Raw genomic sequence first — 23,021 nt, 5'->3', positions numbered from 1 at the left:
ACACATCCATCTAATATGAATTTTAGTATAAGTAAATAACTTAAATCAATACAAATGCTAAATAGTAATAAAAAGAATAGCTAGTCATATAATATATAATAGATTAGGATAAAGGAGATGCAACGAACATGATATCAAAGAAAAAAGCTATTATATACGGTATAGTTCTCGTAGTAGTTACAGCTTTATTTACATCAACTTTTCAAATTGCACTAGGTGATAAAGTTGTAATATCTAAAGGCATGTACGAAGGCTATAAAAAGTATAACAAGATGATTGGATTAGAAGGTATGATAAAGGAAGACTTTTATCAAAAGCCAACTGATAAAAAATTAGTAGATGGAGCAATAAAAGGATTATTCTCTGGTCTTGATGATCCATATTCTCAATATTATACAAAGGAAGAGTTTGAAAGATTAAAAGAACAAACAAGTGGATCTTATGTAGGTATAGGTATATATATAAGTCCTACATCTGAAGATGATTACATAACAGTAATAGCTCCGATAGAAGGCTCTCCAGCTGAAAAAAGTGGAGTACAATCTGGAGATAAAATAATAAAAGTAGATGGAAATCCTGTTTTTGCTAAAAACTCTGATGAGGCAGTAGGAATGATGAAAGGAAAAGCAGGTACTGAAGTTGAATTAACATTAAACAGAGATGGAAAAGAATTTAATGTTAAAGTTAAAAGAGAAGAAATAGTTTCAAAAAGTATAGAAAGTGAAATGTTAGAGGATAGCATTGGATATATAAAAATAGTATCATTTAGTGAAAATACATACAAAGACTTTAAAACTGCACTTAATAAATTGCAAGAAAAAGGAATAAAAGGTTTAGTTTTAGATGTTAGAGATAATGGTGGTGGACTATTAGATATATGTCAAAAAATCGCAGATGAATTAATAGGTGAGGGAACTATTGTATATACTAAAGATAATAAAGGAAATACAGAATATTTAAAATCAGGTAAAGGAAAAGTAGATTTACCTATAGCTATATTAACTAATAAAGGAAGTGCATCAGCATCAGAAATACTTACAGGTTCCATTTTAGATAATAAAGCTGGGGTATCTGTAGGAACAACTACATTTGGAAAAGGACTAGTACAAAGTGTAAGAGAATTGAAAGATGGAACTGGATATAAGTTAACAACTGCACAGTACTTTACTCCAAATGGAAACTATATAAATGGAAAAGGTATAAAACCAACAATTGAAGAAAAAAATGAAACAAAACAATTAGAGGTTGCTACTAAATGGATTAAAGATAAAATGAAGTAGCGAAAAATAAAAAAGTAAAATAATTTATAAAATTTAATTTAATGTTATAACTTATAAACGCATTTTAATCTATATTATTTTAAAAAATGAAAATTTTTATGAAAATTTTTATAATAAATAGAAGGTTATAGGTTTAAAGTATAGAATTAATAAGTATAGTTAATAATGTTAATTAGGATGTGATTTTATGAATAAAAATAGAGGAAAAGTTGTTAGTCTTCAAGAGTATAAAGAGAAGAAAAAACAATTACAAACAGATAGAGATGAACTTTTAAACTTAATAAAGAGAATAGTTACAATAAAATAAGGAGTATTAATACTCCTTATTTTATTGTAAAAATGTGTTTATAAGGTTATGACATCTTTAAATCATTCATATAATCTTGAAATTGAGAAAATTCGTTTTCGTCATTAACTTCAAGTTCAAGAGCTTGTGAGTTTTCATTATCAAAGTTTTTAAGGTATATCGTATGGTTACTATTTATACAATCATGATAAATACATCTATATCCATCCTCATATAAACTTTTTAAATCATTAAAACTAGTCACAAAATCATCTCCTTATAATATTACATTAATTTATATATAGTTTTACACAAAATATATATAGTATTCAAATTACTATAAATATCAACAATTTAACTATATAGATAGTTTATAGAAAAATATGAATAAATAAAAAAATAAATAAAATTTAAAAAAGTTTTTAAAAAAGTGTTGACGATATAAATTTAAGATGGTATAGTTATACTTGTCCTTAAGAAAAGGGCAAACAAGTAAAAAAACAACAGAAAAAAGTTGACAAAGTTAAATGACTTTGGTAAACTAAGGAAGTTGAAAAAATAAGCGCCAACATGGTTGCTTAAAATGAACTTTGAAAATTAAACAGTAGGTTAATTTATAGAATTTGAAACAACCAAACAAAGCCAGATATATAACAGTATCTGAGCCCAAGTCAAAACTTATATTTAAGAGTTTGATCCTGGCTCAGGATGAACGCTGGCGGCGTGCCTAACACATGCAAGTCGAGCGATTTCCTTTGGGAAAGAGCGGCGGACGGGTGAGTAACGCGTGGGTAACCTGCCCTGTACACACGGATAACATACCGAAAGGTATGCTAATACGGGATAACATGAGAGAGTCGCATGGCTTTCTTATCAAAGCTCCGGCGGTACAGGATGGACCCGCGTCTGATTAGCTAGTTGGTAAGGTAACGGCTTACCAAGGCGACGATCAGTAGCCGACCTGAGAGGGTGATCGGCCACATTGGAACTGAGACACGGTCCAAACTCCTACGGGAGGCAGCAGTGGGGAATATTGCACAATGGGCGAAAGCCTGATGCAGCAACGCCGCGTGAGCGATGAAGGCCTTCGGGTCGTAAAGCTCTGTCCTCAAGGAAGATAATGACGGTACTTGAGGAGGAAGCCCCGGCTAACTACGTGCCAGCAGCCGCGGTAATACGTAGGGGGCTAGCGTTATCCGGAATTACTGGGCGTAAAGGGTGCGTAGGTGGTTTCTTAAGTCAGAGGTGAAAGGCTACGGCTCAACCGTAGTAAGCCTTTGAAACTGAGAAACTTGAGTGCAGGAGAGGAGAGTAGAATTCCTAGTGTAGCGGTGAAATGCGTAGATATTAGGAGGAATACCAGTTGCGAAGGCGGCTCTCTGGACTGTAACTGACACTGAGGCACGAAAGCGTGGGGAGCAAACAGGATTAGATACCCTGGTAGTCCACGCCGTAAACGATGAGTACTAGCTGTCGGAGGTTACCCCCTTCGGTGGCGCAGCTAACGCATTAAGTACTCCGCCTGGGAAGTACGCTCGCAAGAGTGAAACTCAAAGGAATTGACGGGGACCCGCACAAGTAGCGGAGCATGTGGTTTAATTCGAAGCAACGCGAAGAACCTTACCTAAGCTTGACATCCTTTTGACCTCTCCCTAATCGGAGATTTCCCTTCGGGGACAGAAGTGACAGGTGGTGCATGGTTGTCGTCAGCTCGTGTCGTGAGATGTTGGGTTAAGTCCCGCAACGAGCGCAACCCTTGCCTTTAGTTGCCAGCATTAAGTTGGGCACTCTAGAGGGACTGCCAGGGATAACCTGGAGGAAGGTGGGGATGACGTCAAATCATCATGCCCCTTATGCTTAGGGCTACACACGTGCTACAATGGGTGGTACAGAGGGCAGCCAAGTCGTGAGGCGGAGCTAATCCCTTAAAGCCATTCTCAGTTCGGATTGTAGGCTGAAACTCGCCTACATGAAGCTGGAGTTACTAGTAATCGCAGATCAGAATGCTGCGGTGAATGCGTTCCCGGGTCTTGTACACACCGCCCGTCACACCACGGAAGTTGGGGGCGCCCGAAGCCGGTTTGCTAACCTTTTGGAAGCGGCCGTCGAAGGTGAAATCAATAACTGGGGTGAAGTCGTAACAAGGTAGCCGTATCGGAAGGTGCGGCTGGATCACCTCCTTTCTAAGGAGAATTGCCTACTGTTTAATTTTGAGGGTTCATTCCTTCAAAATTATTGCTTTTAATTTGAGCAACGGATGTTACTGAATGAATATGAAGTAATATCGTTGGCGACATGCGAAGCATTTTAGTACTTTGAAAACTGCATAACATTTAGTGATATGACATCATTTTATATATATGAAGAAGATAACTTCTAAAAATATCAACGACACGATAAGTCATTAAAATATCAAACTTTGAGTAACGGAATAAACTGAACGTATGTGAAGTTTGTTCGTTGACGAAACACTTTAATAACTGGTCAAGTTATTAAGGGTGCAGGGCGGATGCCTTGGCACTAGGAGCCGATGAAGGACGCGATAAGCTGCGATAAGCTTCGGGGAGTTGCACGTAAACTTTGATCCGAAGATTTCCGAATGAGGAAACTCACTTAGAGTAATGTCTAAGTATCGTTAAGTGAATACATAGCTTAGCGAGGGGAACCCGGGGAACTGAAACATCTAAGTACCCGGAGGAAAAGAAAGAAATTCGATTCCGTAAGTAGCGGCGAGCGAACGCGGAACAGGCCAAACCAATGAAGTTTTCTTTGTTGGGGTTGCGGACATGCAATATGGATGCAATATCGTAAGTGAAGAGAGTTGGAAAGCTCCGCCATAGAAGGTAATAGCCCTGTAATTGAAACGAGAAAGCTACTAGCATGATCCAGAGTACCACGGGACACGTGAAACCCTGTGGGAAGCAGGAGGGACCATCCTCCAAGCCTAAATACTACCTAGTGACCGATAGCGCATAGTACCGTGAGGGAAAGGTGAAAAGAACCCCGGGAGGGGAGTGAAATAGAACCTGAAACCCTGCACTTACAAGCTGTGGGAGCACATTATTTGTGTGACCGCGTACTTTTTGTAGAACGGGCCAACGAGTTACGTTAAGTAGCAAGGTTAAGCACTTAAGGTGCGGAGCCGTAGCGAAAGCGAGTCTTAAATGGGCGCTTAAGTTACTTGACGTAGACCCGAAACCGGGCGACCTATCCATGAGCAGGTTGAAGCGAAAGTAAAATTTCGTGGAGGACCGAACCCACGAGCGTTGAAAAGCTCGGGGATGACTTGTGGATAGCGGTGAAATTCCAATCGAGCCCGGAGATAGCTGGTTCTCCCCGAAATAGCTTTAGGGCTAGCCTCAAGGTTGAGAGAAGCGGAGGTAGAGCACTGAATGTCCTAGGGGGTATTGCACTTACCGAAGACTATCAAACTCCGAATGCCGTATTCTTATACTTGGGAGTCAGACTGTGGGTGATAAGATTCATAGTCGAAAGGGCAACAGCCCAGATCGTCAGCTAAGGTCCCTAAATGTACGTTAAGTGGTAAAGGATGTGGGATTGCACAGACAACCAGGATGTTGGCTTAGAAGCAGCCACTCATTTAAAGAGTGCGTAATAGCTCACTGGTCGAGTGATCCTGCGCCGAAAATTTCCGGGGCTAAAACGTACTACCGAAGCTACGGCATCATTATGATGGGTAGGGGAGCTTCGTATGCAGGCTGAAGCGTGACCGTAAGGACGCGTGGACAGTATACGAGTGAGAATGTTGGCATGAGTAGCGAGACGTGGGTGAGAATCCCACGGGCCGTAAACCCAAGGTTTCCAGGGGAAGGTTCGTCCGCCCTGGGTTAGTCGGGACCTAAGCCGAGGCCGAAAGGCGTAGGTGATGGACAACAGGTTGATATTCCTGTACCGCCAATAAACGCTTGAGAAATGGGATGACACAGTAGGATAAGCTAACCACACTGTTGGTTATGTGTGGCTAAGTACTGAGGCAGTCAAGATAGGCAAATCCGTCTTGATAATGCTGGGGTACGATGGGGAGCGAAATTTAGTAGCGAAGTAGCTGATTTCACACTGTCAAGAAAAGTCTCTATCGAGTTTAAAGGCGCCCGTACCTCAAACCGACACAGGTGGGTGAGGAGAGTATCCTAAGGCCAGCGAGAGAACTATTGTTAAGGAACTCGGCAAAATGACCCCGTAACTTAGGGAGAAGGGGTGCCATCCTTTGGATGGCCGCAGAGAATAGGCCCAAGCGACTGTTTACCAAAAACACAGGTTTCTGCTAAGTCGCAAGACGATGTATAGGAGCTGACGCCTGCCCGGTGCTGGAAGGTTAAGGGGATCTGTTAGAGCAATCGAAGCAGTGAACTTAAGCCCCAGTAAACGGCGGCCGTAACTATAACGGTCCTAAGGTAGCGAAATTCCTTGTCGGGTAAGTTCCGACCCGCACGAAAGGCGTAACGATTTGGGCACTGTCTCAACAATAGACTCGGTGAAATTGTAATCCCGGTGAAGATGCCGGGTACCTGCGACAGGACGGAAAGACCCCATGGAGCTTTACTGTAGCTTGACGTTGGGTCTTGGTACTACATGTACAGGATAGGTGGGAGACTTTGAAGCATGAACGCCAGTTTGTGTGGAGTCATCCTTGGGATACCACCCTTGTAGTACTGGGATCCTAACCAGAGGCCTTGAATCAGGTCTTGGGACACCGTCAGGTGGGCAGTTTGACTGGGGCGGTCGCCTCCCAAAGAGTAACGGAGGCGCTCAAAGGTTCTCTCAGTACGGTCGGAAATCGTACGAAGAGTGTAAAGGCAAAAGAGAGCTTGATTGCAAGACATACAGGTCGAGCAAGGACGAAAGTCGGACTTAGTGATCCGGTGGTTCCGCATGGAAGGGCCATCGCTCAACGGATAAAAGCTACCCTGGGGATAACAGGCTTATCTCCCCCAAGAGTCCACATCGACGGGGAGGTTTGGCACCTCGATGTCGGCTCATCACATCCTGGGGCTGTAGTAGGTCCCAAGGGTTGGGCTGTTCGCCCATTAAAGTGGTACGCGAGCTGGGTTCAGAACGTCGTGAGACAGTTCGGTCCCTATCCGTCGCAGGCGTAGGAAATTTGAGGAGACCTGTCCTTAGTACGAGAGGACCGGGATGGACGTACCTCTGGTGTACCAGTTGTTCTGCCAAGGGCATGGCTGGGTAGCTATGTACGGAATGGATAAGCGCTGAAAGCATCTAAGCGCGAAGCCAACTTCAAGATAAGATTTCCCACCGTAAGGGTAAGACCCCAGGAAGACTACCTGGTTGATAGGTCGAAGGTGTAAGTGCAGTAATGTATTTAGCTTATCGATACTAATAGGTCGAGGACTTGACCAAAAAATAAAAATCTAAAGATTTTTATATAGCCAACCGAATCGAAGATTCCGGTTGCTAAAATTAAAATGATTAGTATGTTAAATGTTTGCAGTTTTCAGAGTATTAACTCTAAAATTAAGATTATGTGGTTACAATAGCAAAGAGGATACACCTGTTCCCATTCCGAACACAGAAGTTAAGCTCTTTAGCGCTGATGGTACTTGGTGGGCAACTGCCTGGGAGAGTAAGACGTAGCCACGTAATCTTTTTAATTTTGTTAAATATATTAATTTTTATATAAGGAGACATGCCATTAGGTATAGTCTTCTTTTTTATTGATTAAAAAGCCATAATTTAAAAATTAAAAAATCAAAGTATTTTATTCATTAATAATTCTAAATAGTTTTATATTAAAATGTTTGATAAAATAAAAGTTATTAGGGTTAATATTGGAGGAATATATGAATAAAAAAATAAAATTATTAATAATTGAAGATGATAATGATATAAATAGATTGCTATCTGAAATGTTATTAAATGAAGGTTATACAGTAAAACAAGCCTATTCTGGAACAGAAGGGCTGATATATTTAGAACAAGAACCGTGGCATATGGTTTTACTAGACTTAATGTTGCCAGGTAAATCGGGGGAAGAGCTTTTAGGTGATATCAGAAAAAGAATGACAGTGCCAGTTATTATCATATCAGCTAAAGAAGAAAGAAGTATTAAAATAGATATGCTTAAGTTAGGTGCAGATGATTTTATAAGTAAGCCATTTGATATAGAAGAAGTATTAGCTAGAATTGAATCTAATTTAAGAAGGTACATAGAATTTTCTGAATATGATAACGGTAAAGATATAGTAAATTATAAAGAAATATCTCTTAATAAAGATACAAGAGAAGTATTTGTAAATGAAAATAATGTAATATTAACAGCAAGGGAATTTGATATATTGAATCTTTTAATAAATAATCCTAAAAAAGTATTTTCAAAGTCAAATTTATTTGAAAGTGTATGGAAAAATGAATATGTATGTGATGATAATACTATTACTGTTCATGTTAGCAACCTAAGGAATAAGTTATCTAAATTTGAAACAAAGTATAATTACATACAAACAATTTGGGGTATTGGTTATAAATTAGAAAAATAATCTTATAAATATTTAAACTTAAGACTTTCTTAAGGTTTTATTTATAGTTAATTACAACTTAATTTCTATAATAAGAGTATATTAAAATATTTATAAGGGGTGAATTTATGAAAATAAATAAAATATCAGACTATGCCTTGCGAACAAACAAATTAAGTAAATTATACAAGGGTGAATATGTGGTTAAAGAAGTATCTATGAATATTAAAAAGGGAGATATTTATGGATTTATAGGAAAAAATGGAGCTGGAAAAACTACTTTAATAAGATTAGTATCTGGTCTAGCGACAATAACTAGTGGAAGTATAGAGATTTTCGATGATAGTACAGAGCAAGGGATAGTTGATGGCAGAAGAAGAATAGGAGCACTTATAGAAACTCCGTCATTTTACCCAAATATGACAGCTTATGAAAATATGGAACTAATAAGATTTCAAAAAGGTATTCCAGGAAAATCATGTATAAAAGAAAAGTTAGATTTAGTAGGCCTAGGAGATACAAATAAAAAGAAAGTAAAAGACTTCTCTTTAGGAATGAAGCAAAGGTTGGGTGTAGCTATGGCTACTATTGGTGATCCAGAATTTCTTATATTAGATGAGCCTACTAATGGGTTAGATCCAATAGGTATAATTGAAATGAGAGAACTTTTAAAAAAGCTAAATAAAGAGAAGGGTATTACGATATTGATATCAAGCCATATACTAAGTGAATTATATCAATTAGCAACATGCTATGGAATTATTAATAAAGGAAAACTTGTTGAAGAAATTAGGCAATCAGAACTGGATGAAAAGTGCAAAAAATCTTTAGAGATAAAAGTAGATAATATTAATAAAGCTGTATGGGTTATAGAAAATATTTTTAAAAGTAAAAATTATAAAGTATTCCCAGAAGAAACAATAAGGCTATATGATTTCATAAATGATCCAGGGTATGTTTCAACTTCTTTTGCTAAGGAAGACATAGTAATAAGACAATTGACATCTAAAGGTGATGATTTAGAAGACTATTTTATGAACTTAGTAGGGGGAGAAAATAATGACTAATTTAATAAAAAGTGATTTATATAGATTAAAGAAAAATAAAACTTTTAGAAAATGTATTTTTTCTATGGTTATATTTATAATTTTAATAACTGGTCTTTTTTCAGAACCTGGTGCCGAAATTGGAATTATAACTACACAGGTAGATAATAGAATGTATGGATTTATACTTAATAATACATTAATTGGGGAAAGTCCTATGGATATATTTGCAATAGCGTTAGGATTCACAGGTATAATATGCATTATGTTATTATTTATAGTTGGAGAATTAGTAATGGAAAGATATGAATTTGGTGTAATTAAAAATACTGTCTCTTATGGGCATAATAGATATAAAATTTATATATCAAATTTATTATGTATTCTTGTAGCAATTATATTACTTTCTATTATGACAATAGTAGTTTCATGTGGAATTTGGAGTGTAATATACGGTGTAAATAAAAGTATTACAGGTAGTGAATTTACTATGATTTTAAAGGTAATTATAGTATGGTTGGTTATATTATGTGCTATGGCTAGTATTTATACTATGATACATACGTTGGCAAGAAAGAAAACAACGGTTTTAGGTTTAAATAAATTATAAAATACCAATGCTAATGCTTATGGATTTATGTTCTATGCCATTTAATAATGGATTACTACTTACTTTTGCAGTTAATTCAATATTAATAATTCTAATTAGTACTATTTTAGGATGTATTATATTTAATAAACAAGATATTAAATAAGATAAAGGGGGGAGGGTGAGTAATATGACTTATTTAGTAGCTATATTTTTTGTTGCTACTACAATTTTGCTTGCCCGAATATTTTTTATTAAAAAAGAAATAAAAAATATTACAAAACAGCTAAATAGTTATAATAGTTTAAAATCTAGTAAAAAAATAGATATAAAATTATTTGATAAAGATATAGAGAATTTAGCAGAGAATATTAACGAGTGTATTTCTATTTCTAATGAATTACAGGTAAATAATATGAAATCACAAGAAGAACTAAAGAGGACAATAGCTAATATTTCTCATGATTTAAGAACGCCACTTACTTCAATTTTAGGATATATTCAAATGATAAAAAATAAGACTTTAGATGAAAATAAGAAAAGAGAGTACATAGAGATAACAGAAAAGAGAGCTAGATACTTACAAAATTTGCTAAATGATTTCTTTGATTTATCATTGTTAGAATCAAGCGACTATGAACTTAACTTAGAATATATAAATCTGAATAATATATTATGTGATGAATTAGCAGGATTTTATGAATATTTCGTTAGTAGAGATATAAATCCTAAGATAGATATTCCAAATAAAGATGTTATGGTAATTGGAGATATATCAGCTACTAAAAGAGTTTTAGAAAATCTAATGATTAATATAGCTAAACACTCCAATGGCTATGTATATATAGGTTTAAGTGAAGAAGGATTAAATACAATAGTTACGATAATAAATGAATCTAAAAACCTTACATTAAAAGATGCAGAATTAATGTTTGATAGATTCTATACAAATGATCAGTCTAGAAATTCAAAGGATAGAAATACAGGTTTAGGATTGTTTATTGTTAGAGGTTTAATGGATAAAATGAATGGAGATATAAAATATGAGATTAAGAACGATTTATTACATATACAATGTATATGGAGTAATAAAGTTTTATAAAAATTTTATATTTAAAAAAGACTATATATAAAATTAATAATTTAATTTGTATTAATAGTCTTTTTATTTATGTAAAAAATTAAATACTATAAATATATGTAAAACTATATTTAAACTTAAATATTTAATAAAATTAAAAAATACTATTAAAGTTGGAAAGTCTTGAAAATGCTGGATTTAAAATGAAAATATGAATTTAATTATACAATTGAATAAAAAAGTTTCAAAAAGGTATTGACGATATGATTTTAAGGTGGTATAGTTATACTTGTCCTTAAGACAAGGGCAAATAAGTAAAAAAGACAACAGAAAAAAGTTGACAAGGTTAAATAACTTTGGTAAACTAAGGAAGTTGAAAAAAATAAGCGCCAACATGGTTGCTTAAAATGAACTTTGAAAATTAAACAGTAGGTTAATTTATAGAATTTGAAACAACCAAACAAAGCCAGATATATAACAGTATCTGAGCCCAAGTCAAAACTTATATTTAAGAGTTTGATCCTGGCTCAGGATGAACGCTGGCGGCGTGCCTAACACATGCAAGTCGAGCGATTTCCTTCGGGAAAGAGCGGCGGACGGGTGAGTAACGCGTGGGTAACCTGCCCTGTACACACGGATAACATACCGAAAGGTATGCTAATACGGGATAACATGTTTTGATCGCATGGTCGAAATATCAAAGCTCCGGCGGTACAGGATGGACCCGCGTCTGATTAGCTAGTTGGTAAGGTAACGGCTTACCAAGGCGACGATCAGTAGCCGACCTGAGAGGGTGATCGGCCACATTGGAACTGAGACACGGTCCAAACTCCTACGGGAGGCAGCAGTGGGGAATATTGCACAATGGGCGAAAGCCTGATGCAGCAACGCCGCGTGAGCGATGAAGGCCTTCGGGTCGTAAAGCTCTGTCCTCAAGGAAGATAATGACGGTACTTGAGGAGGAAGCCCCGGCTAACTACGTGCCAGCAGCCGCGGTAATACGTAGGGGGCTAGCGTTATCCGGAATTACTGGGCGTAAAGGGTGCGTAGGTGGTTTCTTAAGTCAGAGGTGAAAGGCTACGGCTCAACCGTAGTAAGCCTTTGAAACTGAGAAACTTGAGTGCAGGAGAGGAGAGTAGAATTCCTAGTGTAGCGGTGAAATGCGTAGATATTAGGAGGAATACCAGTTGCGAAGGCGGCTCTCTGGACTGTAACTGACACTGAGGCACGAAAGCGTGGGGAGCAAACAGGATTAGATACCCTGGTAGTCCACGCCGTAAACGATGAGTACTAGCTGTCGGAGGTTACCCCCTTCGGTGGCGCAGCTAACGCATTAAGTACTCCGCCTGGGAAGTACGCTCGCAAGAGTGAAACTCAAAGGAATTGACGGGGACCCGCACAAGTAGCGGAGCATGTGGTTTAATTCGAAGCAACGCGAAGAACCTTACCTAAGCTTGACATCCTTTTGACCTCTCCCTAATCGGAGATTTCCCTTCGGGGACAGAAGTGACAGGTGGTGCATGGTTGTCGTCAGCTCGTGTCGTGAGATGTTGGGTTAAGTCCCGCAACGAGCGCAACCCTTGCCTTTAGTTGCCAGCATTAAGTTGGGCACTCTAGAGGGACTGCCAGGGATAACCTGGAGGAAGGTGGGGATGACGTCAAATCATCATGCCCCTTATGCTTAGGGCTACACACGTGCTACAATGGGTGGTACAGAGGGCAGCCAAGTCGTGAGGCGGAGCTAATCCCTTAAAGCCATTCTCAGTTCGGATTGTAGGCTGAAACTCGCCTACATGAAGCTGGAGTTACTAGTAATCGCAGATCAGAATGCTGCGGTGAATGCGTTCCCGGGTCTTGTACACACCGCCCGTCACACCACGGAAGTTGGGGGCGCCCGAAGCCGGTTTGCTAACCTTTTGGAAGCGGCCGTCGAAGGTGAAATCAATAACTGGGGTGAAGTCGTAACAAGGTAGCCGTATCGGAAGGTGCGGCTGGATCACCTCCTTTCTAAGGAGAATTGCCTACTGTTTAATTTTGAGGGTTCATTCCTTCAAAATTAGTACTTTGAAAACTGCATAACATTTAGTGATATGACATCATTTTATATATATGAAGAAGATAACTTCTAAAAATATCAACGACACGATAAGTCATTAAAATATCAACTTTGAGTAACGTAATAAACTGAGTGAATACGAAGTTTGTTCGTTGACGAAACACTTTAATAACTGGTCAAGTTATTAAGGGTGCAGGGCGGATGCCTTGGCACTAGGAGCCGATGAAGGACGCGATAAGCTGCGATAAGCTTCGGGGAGTTGCACGTAAACTTTGATCCGAAGATTTCCGAATGAGGAAACTCGCTTAGAGTAATGTCTAAGTATCGTTAAGTGAATACATAGCTTAGCGAGGGGAACCCGGGGAACTGAAACATCTAAGTACCCGGAGGAAAAGAAAGAAATTCGATTCCGTAAGTAGCGGCGAGCGAACGCGGAACAGGCCAAACCAATGAAGTTTTCTTCGTTGGGGTTGCGGACATATCATAAACGAAGAGGCTATTGTAGACGAAGAGAGTTGGAAAGCTCCGCTATAAAGTGTAACAGCCACGTAGTCAAAACGAGAAGACTTCAGATATGATCCAGAGTACCACGGGACACGTGAAACCCTGTGGGAAGCAGGAGGGACCATCCTCCAAGCCTAAATACTACCTAGTGACCGATAGCGCATAGTACCGTGAGGGAAAGGTGAAAAGAACCCCGGGAGGGGAGTGAAATAGAACCTGAAACCCTGCACTTACAAGCTGTGGGAGCACATTATTTGTGTGACCGCGTACTTTTTGTAGAACGGGCCAACGAGTTACGTTAAGTAGCAAGGTTAAGCACTTAAGGTGCGGAGCCGTAGCGAAAGCGAGTCTTAAATGGGCGCTTAAGTTACTTGACGTAGACCCGAAACCGGGCGACCTATCCATGAGCAGGTTGAAGCGAAAGTAAAATTTCGTGGAGGACCGAACCCACGAGCGTTGAAAAGCTCGGGGATGACTTGTGGATAGCGGTGAAATTCCAATCGAGCCCGGAGATAGCTGGTTCTCCCCGAAATAGCTTTAGGGCTAGCCTCAAGGTTGAGAGAAGCGGAGGTAGAGCACTGAATGTCCTAGGGGGTATTGCACTTACCGAAGACTATCAAACTCCGAATGCCGTATTCTTATACTTGGGAGTCAGACTGTGGGTGATAAGATTCATAGTCGAAAGGGCAACAGCCCAGATCGTCAGCTAAGGTCCCTAAATGTACGTTAAGTGGTAAAGGATGTGGGATTGCACAGACAACCAGGATGTTGGCTTAGAAGCAGCCACTCATTTAAAGAGTGCGTAATAGCTCACTGGTCGAGTGATCCTGCGCCGAAAATTTCCGGGGCTAAAACGTACTACCGAAGCTACGGCATCATTATGATGGGTAGGGGAGCTTCGTATGCAGGCTGAAGCGTGACCGTAAGGACGCGTGGACAGTATACGAGTGAGAATGTTGGCATGAGTAGCGAGACGTGGGTGAGAATCCCACGGGCCGTAAACCCAAGGTTTCCAGGGGAAGGTTCGTCCGCCCTGGGTTAGTCGGGACCTAAGCCGAGGCCGAAAGGCGTAGGTGATGGACAACAGGTTGATATTCCTGTACCGCCAATAAACGCTTGAGAAATGGGATGACACAGTAGGATAAGCTAACCACACTGTTGGTTATGTGTGGCTAAGTACTGAGGCAGTCAAGATAGGCAAATCCGTCTTGATAATGCTGGGGTACGATGGGGAGCGAAATTTAGTAGCGAAGTAGCTGATTTCACACTGTCAAGAAAAGTCTCTATCGAGTTTAAAGGCGCCCGTACCTCAAACCGACACAGGTGGGTGAGGAGAGTATCCTAAGGCCAGCGAGAGAACTATTGTTAAGGAACTCGGCAAAATGACCCCGTAACTTAGGGAGAAGGGGTGCCATCCTTTGGATGGCCGCAGAGAATAGGCCCAAGCGACTGTTTACCAAAAACACAGGTTTCTGCTAAGTCGCAAGACGATGTATAGGAGCTGACGCCTGCCCGGTGCTGGAAGGTTAAGGGGATCTGTTAGAGCAATCGAAGCAGTGAACTTAAGCCCCAGTAAACGGCGGCCGTAACTATAACGGTCCTAAGGTAGCGAAATTCCTTGTCGGGTAAGTTCCGACCCGCACGAAAGGCGTAACGATTTGGGCACTGTCTCAACAATAGACTCGGTGAAATTGTAATCCCGGTGAAGATGCCGGGTACCTGCGACAGGACGGAAAGACCCCATGGAGCTTTACTGTAGCTTGACGTTGGGTCTTGGTACTACATGTACAGGATAGGTGGAAGACTTTGAAGCATGAACGCCAGTTTGTGTGGAGTCATCCTTGGGATACCACCCTTGTAGTACTGGGATCCTAACCAGAGGCCTTGAATCAGGTCTTGGGACACCGTCAGGTGGGCAGTTTGACTGGGGCGGTCGCCTCCCAAAGAGTAACGGAGGCGCTCAAAGGTTCTCTCAGTACGGTCGGAAATCGTACGAAGAGTGTAAAGGCAAAAGAGAGCTTGATTGCAAGACATACAGGTCGAGCAAGGACGAAAGTCGGACTTAGTGATCCGGTGGTTCCGCATGGAAGGGCCATCGCTCAACGGATAAAAGCTACCCTGGGGATAACAGGCTTATCTCCCCCAAGAGTCCACATCGACGGGGAGGTTTGGCACCTCGATGTCGGCTCATCACATCCTGGGGCTGTAGTAGGTCCCAAGGGTTGGGCTGTTCGCCCATTAAAGTGGTACGCGAGCTGGGTTCAGAACGTCGTGAGACAGTTCGGTCCCTATCCGTCGCAGGCGTAGGAAATTTGAGGAGACCTGTCCTTAGTACGAGAGGACCGGGATGGACGTACCTCTGGTGTACCAGTTGTTCTGCCAAGGGCATGGCTGGGTAGCTATGTACGGAATGGATAAGCGCTGAAAGCATCTAAGCGCGAAGCCAACTTCAAGATAAGATTTCCCACCGTAAGGGTAAGACCCCAGGAAGACTACCTGGTTGATAGGTCGAAGGTGTAAGTGCAGTAATGTATTTAGCTTATCGATACTAATAGGTCGAGGACTTGACCAAAAAAATAAAAATCTAAAGATTTTTATATCGCCAACCGAATCGAAGATTCCGGTTGCTAAAATTAAAATGACTAATATGATAAATGTTTGCAGTTTTCAGAGTATTAACTCTAAAATAAAAGATTATGTGGTTACAATAGCAAAGAGGATACACCTGTTCCCATTCCGAACACAGAAGTTAAGCTCTTTAGCGCTGATGGTACTTGGTGGGCAACCGCCTGGGAGAGTAAGACGTAGCCACGTAATCTTTTTTTATGTGTAAAAATATATTGATAATATATTGATATTAACTTAATAAGTGGACTTAAATCCTTAATAAATGGACTCAAATCTTATCAACCTTATTATAATCTGTCCGTAAGATTATAATAGAGAGGGGGTATTTTTATGAGAAATACAAAACAAATTCAAAGGATAAAAAAATTATTATGCCTTACAGTTATGTTGACTATGGGTACGCAAATGTCTTTAAGCTTTGCCCAAACACCTAGTGATCTAAATAAAGATGAAATTAATGAGGGTATAGCTAACTTAAAGTATAATAGAAACCAGGTTCTAGCTACAAAAGGTGATAGCATAGAAAATGTAGTTCCAAGAGAAGGAGTAGAATCTAATGGGAAATTTACAGTGATTGAAAGAAAGAAAAAATCTCTTACAACATCACCAGTAGATATCTCTATAATAGACTCAGTGACAGACCGTACATACCCAGGAGCATTACAACTTGCAGATAACTCTTTTGTAGAGAATAGACCAAGCTTATTAATGTGTAAAAGAGAACCTATGAATATAAGTATAGATTTACCTGGTATGAAGAAAGAAAATACAATAAAAGTAGATAATCCTACATATGGTAATGTATCTGGAGCTGTAGATGAATTAGTATCTAATTGGAGTGAAAAAAATTCATCAACACATACTTTACCAGCGAGAACACAATATTTAGAATCTATGGTATATAGCAAATCTCAAATAGCAGGTGCATTAAATGTTAATGCAAAGCTTATAGATAATTCATTAGGAATAGATTTTAATGCTATTGCAAATGGAGAAAAGAAAGTTATGATTGCTGCATATAAGCAAATATTTTACACTGTAAGTGCACAATTACCAAATAATCCTGCAGATCTTTTTGATCAAAGTGTAACTTTCAAAGAATTAACAAGAAAAGGTGTTAGTAATGATACACCACCTCTTATGGTATCTAATGTAGCATATGGTAGAACTATATATGTAAAATTAGAGACAACATCAAAGAGTAAAGATGTACAATCTGCATTCAAAGCCTTAATAAAGAATAATAATGTAGAATCTAAACAAGAGTACAAAGATATATTTGAAAATAGTTCATTTACAGCTGTAGTATTAGGTGGAGATGCTAAAGAGCACAACAAGATTATAACAAAAGACTTTGATGAAATAAGAAATGTGCTTAAGGAAAATGCAGAGTTTAGTTTAAAGAACCCAGCATATCCAATTTCATATACAAGTATATTCTTAAAAGATAATTCAGTAGCTGCTGTTCATAATAAGACTGACTATATAGAAACTACTTCTACAGAATACTCTAAAGGAAGAATAAATCTTGACCATAGTGGAGCATATGTTGCTCAGTTCTGTGTATCATGGGATGAAATTACATATGATAAAGACGGAAAAGAAATATTAACTCATAGAACATGGGATGGAAATTACAAAGATAGAACAGCTCATTTCTCTACAGTTATACCTCTTAAACCTAATGTAAAAAATATAAAAGTTTTAGCTAGAGAGTGTACAGGACTTGCTTGGGAATGGTGGAGAACAGTGGTTGATGAAGTGAATATGCCATTAGCGAACAATATAAATGTTTCAATTTGGGGAACAACATTATACCCAAGAACAGAAGTGACTTATCAATAAGATTAATAAATATTAATATGGCTTTGTAAAACTTAATATAATATTATTTATGAAAATATACATTGGATTTAAATTTAATAAATTTTGAATCTGATGTATATTTTTTGTATATGTGGAAATAATTATAATGTAAAACTTAATAGAAACAAATGAATTACTCAATCTCCCCCATTTTATAAGACCTCTATCCCCCATAGAGGTCTTATTTTTTATACTTCATATAAAATAAATGGGGTTCAAATTATAATATATTGGGTAAAATATGTAAAAATATTTTATTAAATATAAGAAAAATGAATATAAAAATTATTTAAGAATTATATGATTAAAAACATTTAAATACATAAGAGATATGGTATAATGATATTTATAAGGAACGAATGTTCGAAAAGGAGTGAGAGTTTTGGATTTTGACTTAAAATCAGATTTTAAACCAACGGGAGACCAACCCCAAGCCATAAAATCAATTGTCACGGCTATAAATAATGATGAGAAGTTTTCAACAGTATTAGGGGTTACTGGATCGGGAAAAACTTTTACAATGGCTAATATTATACAAGAAGTTAAAAAACCTACATTAATACTAGCTCACAATAAGACATTAGCAGCACAGCTATATGGTGAGTTTAAAGAATTTTTCCCAAATAATGCAGTTGAATATTTTGTAAGTTATTATGATTACTATCAACCAGAAGCTTACGTTGCACATAGTGATACATATATTGAGAAAGATGCAAGTATAAATGATGAAATAGATAAATTAAGGCATTCAGCAACAGCATCAATTTTAGAAAGAGAAGATGTAATAATAATATCCTCAGTATCATGTATATACGGTTTAGGGGATCCGGAAGATTATAAAAAACTTATGGTATCTTTAAGGCCAGGAATGGAAAAAGATAGAGATGATATTATTAAACAATTAATTGAGATACAATATGAAAGAAATGATATAAATTTTACAAGAGGTACATTTAGAGTTAGAGGAGATATATTAGAAATATTCCCAGCTAGTAACGATGAAAGAGCAATAAGAATTGAATTTTTTGGAGATGAAATAGATAGAATAACGGAAATAGATTATGTTACAGGTAAAATAGCAGGAGTTAGAAATCACGTTGTAATATTCCCTGCATCTCACTATGTAACAACTCCAGAAAGAGTAGAAAATGCAGTTACCCAAATAGAAAAAGAGTTAGAAGATAGAATAAATTATTTTAAAGAAAATGATAAATTACTAGAGGCTCAAAGAATAGATCAAAGAACTAGATATGATATAGAAATGCTAAAAGAAATAGGATTCTGCCAAGGAATAGAAAACTATTCAAGACATATAACAGGTAGAGAGCCTGGAGAAAAGCCATATACATTAATGGACTTTTTCCCAGATGATTATTTAATAATAGTTGATGAGTCTCATGTAACTATACCTCAAGTTAGGGGAATGTATGCAGGGGATAAATCAAGAAAAGGCTCACTTATAGATAATGGATTTAGATTACCTTCAGCATATGATAATAGACCATTAAACTTTAGTGAGTTTGAAGAAAATATTAATCAAATTCTATTTGTAACAGCAACGCCTGGTCCTTATGAAATTGAACATTCAACTACAATAGCAGAGCAAATAATAAGACCAACAGGATTATTAGATCCTATAATTGAAGTTAGACCTATAAATAATCAAATAGATAATTTAGTAGGTGAAATAAATCAAATAATTAAAAAGAAAGAAAGAGTATTAATAACGACTCTAACTAAAAAAATGAGTGAAGATTTAACTAATTACTTAAAAGAAATAGGTATAAAGGTAAAATATTTACACTCAGATATAGATACATTAGAGAGAGTAGAGATAATAAGAGACTTGAGACTAGGTAAATTTGATGTACTAGTAGGTATAAACTTACTTAGAGAAGGTCTAGACATACCTGAAGTTTCTCTTGTAGCAATACTAGATGCAGATAAAGAAGGATTTTTACGTTCAGAAACATCTTTAATACAAACTGTAGGTAGAGCTGCCAGAAACTCAGAAGGTAAAGTTATAATGTATGCTGATAAGATAACTAGATCCATGGAAAGTGCAATAGAAGAAACAAAAAGAAGAAGAGAAATACAAACTCTGTATAATGAAGAACATGGAATAACGCCAACTACTATCAAAAAAGGAGTAAGGAATGCTATAGAAGCAACTGTTGTTGCAGATGAAGAAGTAATCTATGGAATTAAAGAAAGTGATGATATAGAAGAAATTAAGAACAATATAGCTAGCTTACAAGCTGAAATGATGGAAGCTGCGCAAAATCTACAATTTGAAAGGGCAGCTGAACTTAGAGACAAAATAAAACAGCTAGAGGAAAGGATACAAGAGTAAATGGAAGATAAAATCATAATAAAAGGTGCTAAAGAGCATAACCTAAAAAATGTAAATTTAGAGCTTCCTAGAAATAAATTTATAGTTTTTACAGGATTATCGGGATCTGGTAAATCTTCTTTAGCTTTTGATACTATATATGCAGAAGGTCAGAGAAGATATGTGGAGAGTTTATCTGCATATGCTAGACAATTCTTAGGGCAAATGGAAAAGCCAAATGTAGAATATATAGAAGGATTATCACCAGCTATATCAATAGATCAAAAAACTACTTCTAAAAATCCTCGTTCTACAGTAGGTACAGTTACAGAAATATATGACTATTTAAGACTATTATTCGCAAGAGTAGGGGAAGTGCATTGTCCTGTTTGCGGAGAAAAAATTAGCCAAATGACAGTCCAAGAAATAGTAGATAAAATGATGGATTTCCCAGAAAGAACAAAACTTCAAATATTATCTCCTGTAATAAGAGGTCAAAAAGGAACTCATAAAAAAGTATTAGACAATATAAAGAAAGAGGGCTTTGTAAGGGTTAGAGTAAATGGAGAAAACTACGAAGTTACTGATGATATAGAGTTAAGCAAAAACAAAAAACACAGTATAGAAGTTGTCGTAGACAGAATAGTAATAAAAGATGGTATAGAAGCTAGACTTGCAGACTCTATAGAAACAGCTATAAAGTTATCGGATGGACTTGTAATAGCTCAAATAATAGATGGAGAAGAAATACTTTATTCAACTAAATTTGCTTGTTCAGAACATGGTGTAGGAATTGAAGAGTTATCTCCTAGAATGTTCTCGTTTAATAGTCCATTTGGAGCATGTGATACTTGTAATGGTCTTGGAGAAAGTAGAGAAGTCGATCCTGATTTAGTTGTTCCAAATAAAGATTTATCTATTAAACAAGGAGCAATAGCTGCCTGGGGTTCAGTTGGAGCAAATGATGATACATACTATAGCAAAATGGTACAAAGTTTAGCTGATAAATTTGGTGTATCTATAAATACTCCATTTAATGATTTACCAGAAGACTTCGTTCAAGAACTGCTTTATGGAAAAGATAATGTTATGGTCGAATTTATATTTGAATCTAAATTTGGAGGAAGAAGAGAATATAAAGCTCCATTTGAAGGAGTAATAGTAAATTTAGAAAGAAGATATAGAGAAACAAATTCTGAATATTCTAGAGAAAAAATAGAAGAATATATGGCAGAAACACCTTGTCCAAAATGTAAGGGAGCAAGACTTAAAAAAGAAGTACTATCTGTATTAGTAGATGGAAAGAATATAATGGATGTAACAGATTTCTCTGTTAATGATCTTATAGCATTTATGGAAAATATAGATTTAACTGAAAAACAAAAATTTATAGCTCATGAAATACTAAAAGAAATAAAAGGAAGAGCATCATTTTTAAGAGATGTTGGGCTAGATTATTTGAATCTATCAAGAAAAGCAGGGACGTTATCTGGTGGAGAAGCTCAGCGTATAAGACTTGCAACTCAAATAGGATCAGCACTTGTTGGAGTGTTATATGTTCTTGATGAGCCAAGTATAGGTCTACACCAAAGAGATAATGATAGACTTATAGGAACTTTAAGACATTTAACTGATATAGGAAATACTCTTATAGTTGTAGAGCATGATGAAGATACTATGAGAGAAGCTGATTATGTAGTAGATATTGGTCCTGGGGCTGGAGTTCATGGTGGAGAGATAGTTGCACAAGGAACTTTAGAAGAAATATTAGAAGATGAAGACTCAATAACAGGTCAATATTTAAGTGGTAAAAAACAAATTTTAATACCAGAACAAACTAGAGAAGGTAATGGACAATTTATAGAGATAGTTAAAGCTAGCGAAAATAACTTAAATAATTTAAGTGTAAAATTCCCTCTAGGTAAATTTACTTGTATAACAGGTGTGTCAGGTTCAGGAAAAAGTACATTAATAAATGATATATTATATAAAGGTATAGCAGGGAAAATAAATAGACTTAGAGAAAGGCCTGGTAAACACAAGGAAATAAAAGGAATTGAAAATATAGATAAAATAATAAATATAGATCAAAGTCCAATAGGTAGGACTCCTCGTTCAAATCCAGCTACTTATACTGGAGTATTTGATATGATAAGAGATTTATTTGCAGCAACTAATGAGGCAAAAGCTAGAGGATATAAAAAAGGAAGATTTAGTTTTAATGTTAAAGGTGGAAGATGTGAAGCTTGTAAGGGTGATGGTATAATAAAAATAGAAATGCACTTTTTACCAGATGTTTATGTTCCTTGTGAGGTTTGTAAAGGAGAAAGGTACAACAGAGAAACTTTACAAGTTAAGTATAAGGACAAAACTATTTCAGATATACTAGATATGAACGTAGAAGAAGCAGTTAAATTCTTTGAAAATATACCTAATATAAAAAGAAAATTAGATACTTTAATAGATGTAGGACTTTCATATATTAAACTAGGACAGCCTTCAACTCAGCTATCAGGAGGAGAAGCACAAAGAATTAAATTAGCTACAGAGTTAAGTAAAAGGCCAACAGGAAAAACTTTATACATCTTAGATGAACCTACAACAGGTTTACATATGGCAGATGTAGATAAGTTAATTCATGTATTACAAAGATTAGCTGATACAGGGAATAGTATTATAGTAATAGAGCATAATCTAGATGTCATAAAAACATGCGATTATATAATAGATTTAGGACCAGAAGGTGGATACAGAGGAGGAGAAATAGTAGCAACTGGAACTCCAAAAGAAGTATCACAAGTAGAAGGTTCATATACAGGAATGTTCTTAAAAAAATATTTTGAATAAAATAGACAG

The 23,021-nt window shown here is 37.0% G+C and carries 9 protein-coding genes and 6 rRNA genes; 14 read left to right on the top strand and 1 reads right to left on the bottom strand.

What is annotated here, in order from left to right:
- Window positions 1–128: 128 nt before the first annotated feature.
- Complete coding sequence (locus tag JNUCC81_RS17635) at window positions 129–1,280, top strand: S41 family peptidase (protein ID WP_454094654.1); 1,152 nt, start codon at window positions 129–131, stop codon at window positions 1,278–1,280.
- Between the two features lie 353 nt (window positions 1,281–1,633).
- Here the strand turns inward: JNUCC81_RS17635 and JNUCC81_RS17630 are convergent, their stop codons facing one another.
- The gene (locus JNUCC81_RS17630; RefSeq protein ID WP_454094653.1) at window positions 1,634–1,831 is read right to left on the bottom strand and encodes a hypothetical protein; all 198 of its coding nucleotides are present in this window, start codon (window positions 1,829–1,831) and stop codon (window positions 1,634–1,636) included.
- Between the two features lie 415 nt (window positions 1,832–2,246).
- Here JNUCC81_RS17630 and JNUCC81_RS17625 point away from each other — a divergent pair.
- From JNUCC81_RS17625 to uvrA, 13 genes are all read left to right on the top strand, one after another.
- Window positions 2,247–3,749, top strand: a 16S ribosomal RNA gene (locus tag JNUCC81_RS17625).
- Between the two features lie 299 nt (window positions 3,750–4,048).
- A 23S ribosomal RNA gene (locus tag JNUCC81_RS17620) occupies window positions 4,049–6,948 on the top strand.
- Window positions 6,949–7,071: 123 nt separating this feature from the next.
- Window positions 7,072–7,188, top strand: a 5S ribosomal RNA gene (rrf, locus tag JNUCC81_RS17615).
- The 16S, 23S and 5S rRNA genes sit together here, the layout of an rRNA operon.
- 200 nt (window positions 7,189–7,388) lie before the next feature.
- A complete protein-coding gene (locus JNUCC81_RS17610) occupies window positions 7,389–8,084 on the top strand; it encodes a response regulator transcription factor (protein WP_454094652.1) in 696 nt (231 codons plus the stop codon).
- Window positions 8,085–8,191: 107 nt separating this feature from the next.
- Window positions 8,192–9,130, top strand: coding sequence for an ABC transporter ATP-binding protein (locus JNUCC81_RS17605; RefSeq protein WP_454094651.1), 939 nt, complete (start codon window positions 8,192–8,194; stop codon window positions 9,128–9,130).
- Window positions 9,123–9,719, top strand: a complete 597-nt coding sequence (locus JNUCC81_RS17600) for a hypothetical protein (protein WP_454094650.1) — start codon at window positions 9,123–9,125, stop codon at window positions 9,717–9,719. Before JNUCC81_RS17605 ends, JNUCC81_RS17600 begins: the two co-directional genes overlap by 8 nt.
- Before the next feature lie 169 nt (window positions 9,720–9,888).
- A complete protein-coding gene (locus JNUCC81_RS17595) occupies window positions 9,889–10,800 on the top strand; it encodes a sensor histidine kinase (protein WP_454094649.1) in 912 nt (303 codons plus the stop codon).
- Window positions 10,801–11,283: 483 nt separating this feature from the next.
- A 16S ribosomal RNA gene (locus JNUCC81_RS17590) occupies window positions 11,284–12,786 on the top strand.
- Between the two features lie 223 nt (window positions 12,787–13,009).
- Window positions 13,010–15,911 (top strand): 23S ribosomal RNA (locus JNUCC81_RS17585).
- Between the two features lie 125 nt (window positions 15,912–16,036).
- Window positions 16,037–16,153 (top strand): 5S ribosomal RNA (gene rrf, locus JNUCC81_RS17580).
- A 144-nt stretch (window positions 16,154–16,297) separates the two neighbouring features.
- A complete protein-coding gene (locus JNUCC81_RS17575) occupies window positions 16,298–17,812 on the top strand; it encodes a thiol-activated cytolysin family protein (protein ID WP_454094648.1) in 1,515 nt (504 codons plus the stop codon).
- A gap of 403 nt (window positions 17,813–18,215) precedes the next feature.
- Window positions 18,216–20,186 (top strand): excinuclease ABC subunit UvrB, encoded by a 1,971-nt coding sequence (gene uvrB, locus JNUCC81_RS17570; RefSeq protein ID WP_454094647.1) that lies wholly within the window; start codon window positions 18,216–18,218, stop codon window positions 20,184–20,186.
- Complete coding sequence (gene uvrA, locus JNUCC81_RS17565) at window positions 20,187–23,012, top strand: excinuclease ABC subunit UvrA (RefSeq protein WP_454094646.1); 2,826 nt, start codon at window positions 20,187–20,189, stop codon at window positions 23,010–23,012.
- Window positions 23,013–23,021 lie beyond the last annotated feature (9 nt).

The sequence above is a fragment of the Faecalimicrobium sp. JNUCC 81 genome (genome assembly GCF_053667625.1).
This window is presented reverse-complemented; position numbering and strand designations above follow the sequence as displayed.

Coding starts and splice junctions, on each gene's coding strand:
- JNUCC81_RS17635 (WP_454094654.1), top strand. CDS start 129: ATGATATCAAAGAAAAAAGCTATTATATACGGTATAGTTCTCGTAGTA.
- JNUCC81_RS17610 (WP_454094652.1), top strand. CDS start 7,389: ATGAATAAAAAAATAAAATTATTAATAATTGAAGATGATAATGATATA.
- JNUCC81_RS17605 (WP_454094651.1), top strand. CDS start 8,192: ATGAAAATAAATAAAATATCAGACTATGCCTTGCGAACAAACAAATTA.
- JNUCC81_RS17600 (WP_454094650.1), top strand. CDS start 9,123: ATGACTAATTTAATAAAAAGTGATTTATATAGATTAAAGAAAAATAAA.
- JNUCC81_RS17595 (WP_454094649.1), top strand. CDS start 9,889: ATGACTTATTTAGTAGCTATATTTTTTGTTGCTACTACAATTTTGCTT.
- JNUCC81_RS17575 (WP_454094648.1), top strand. CDS start 16,298: ATGAGAAATACAAAACAAATTCAAAGGATAAAAAAATTATTATGCCTT.
- uvrA (WP_454094646.1), top strand. CDS start 20,187: ATGGAAGATAAAATCATAATAAAAGGTGCTAAAGAGCATAACCTAAAA.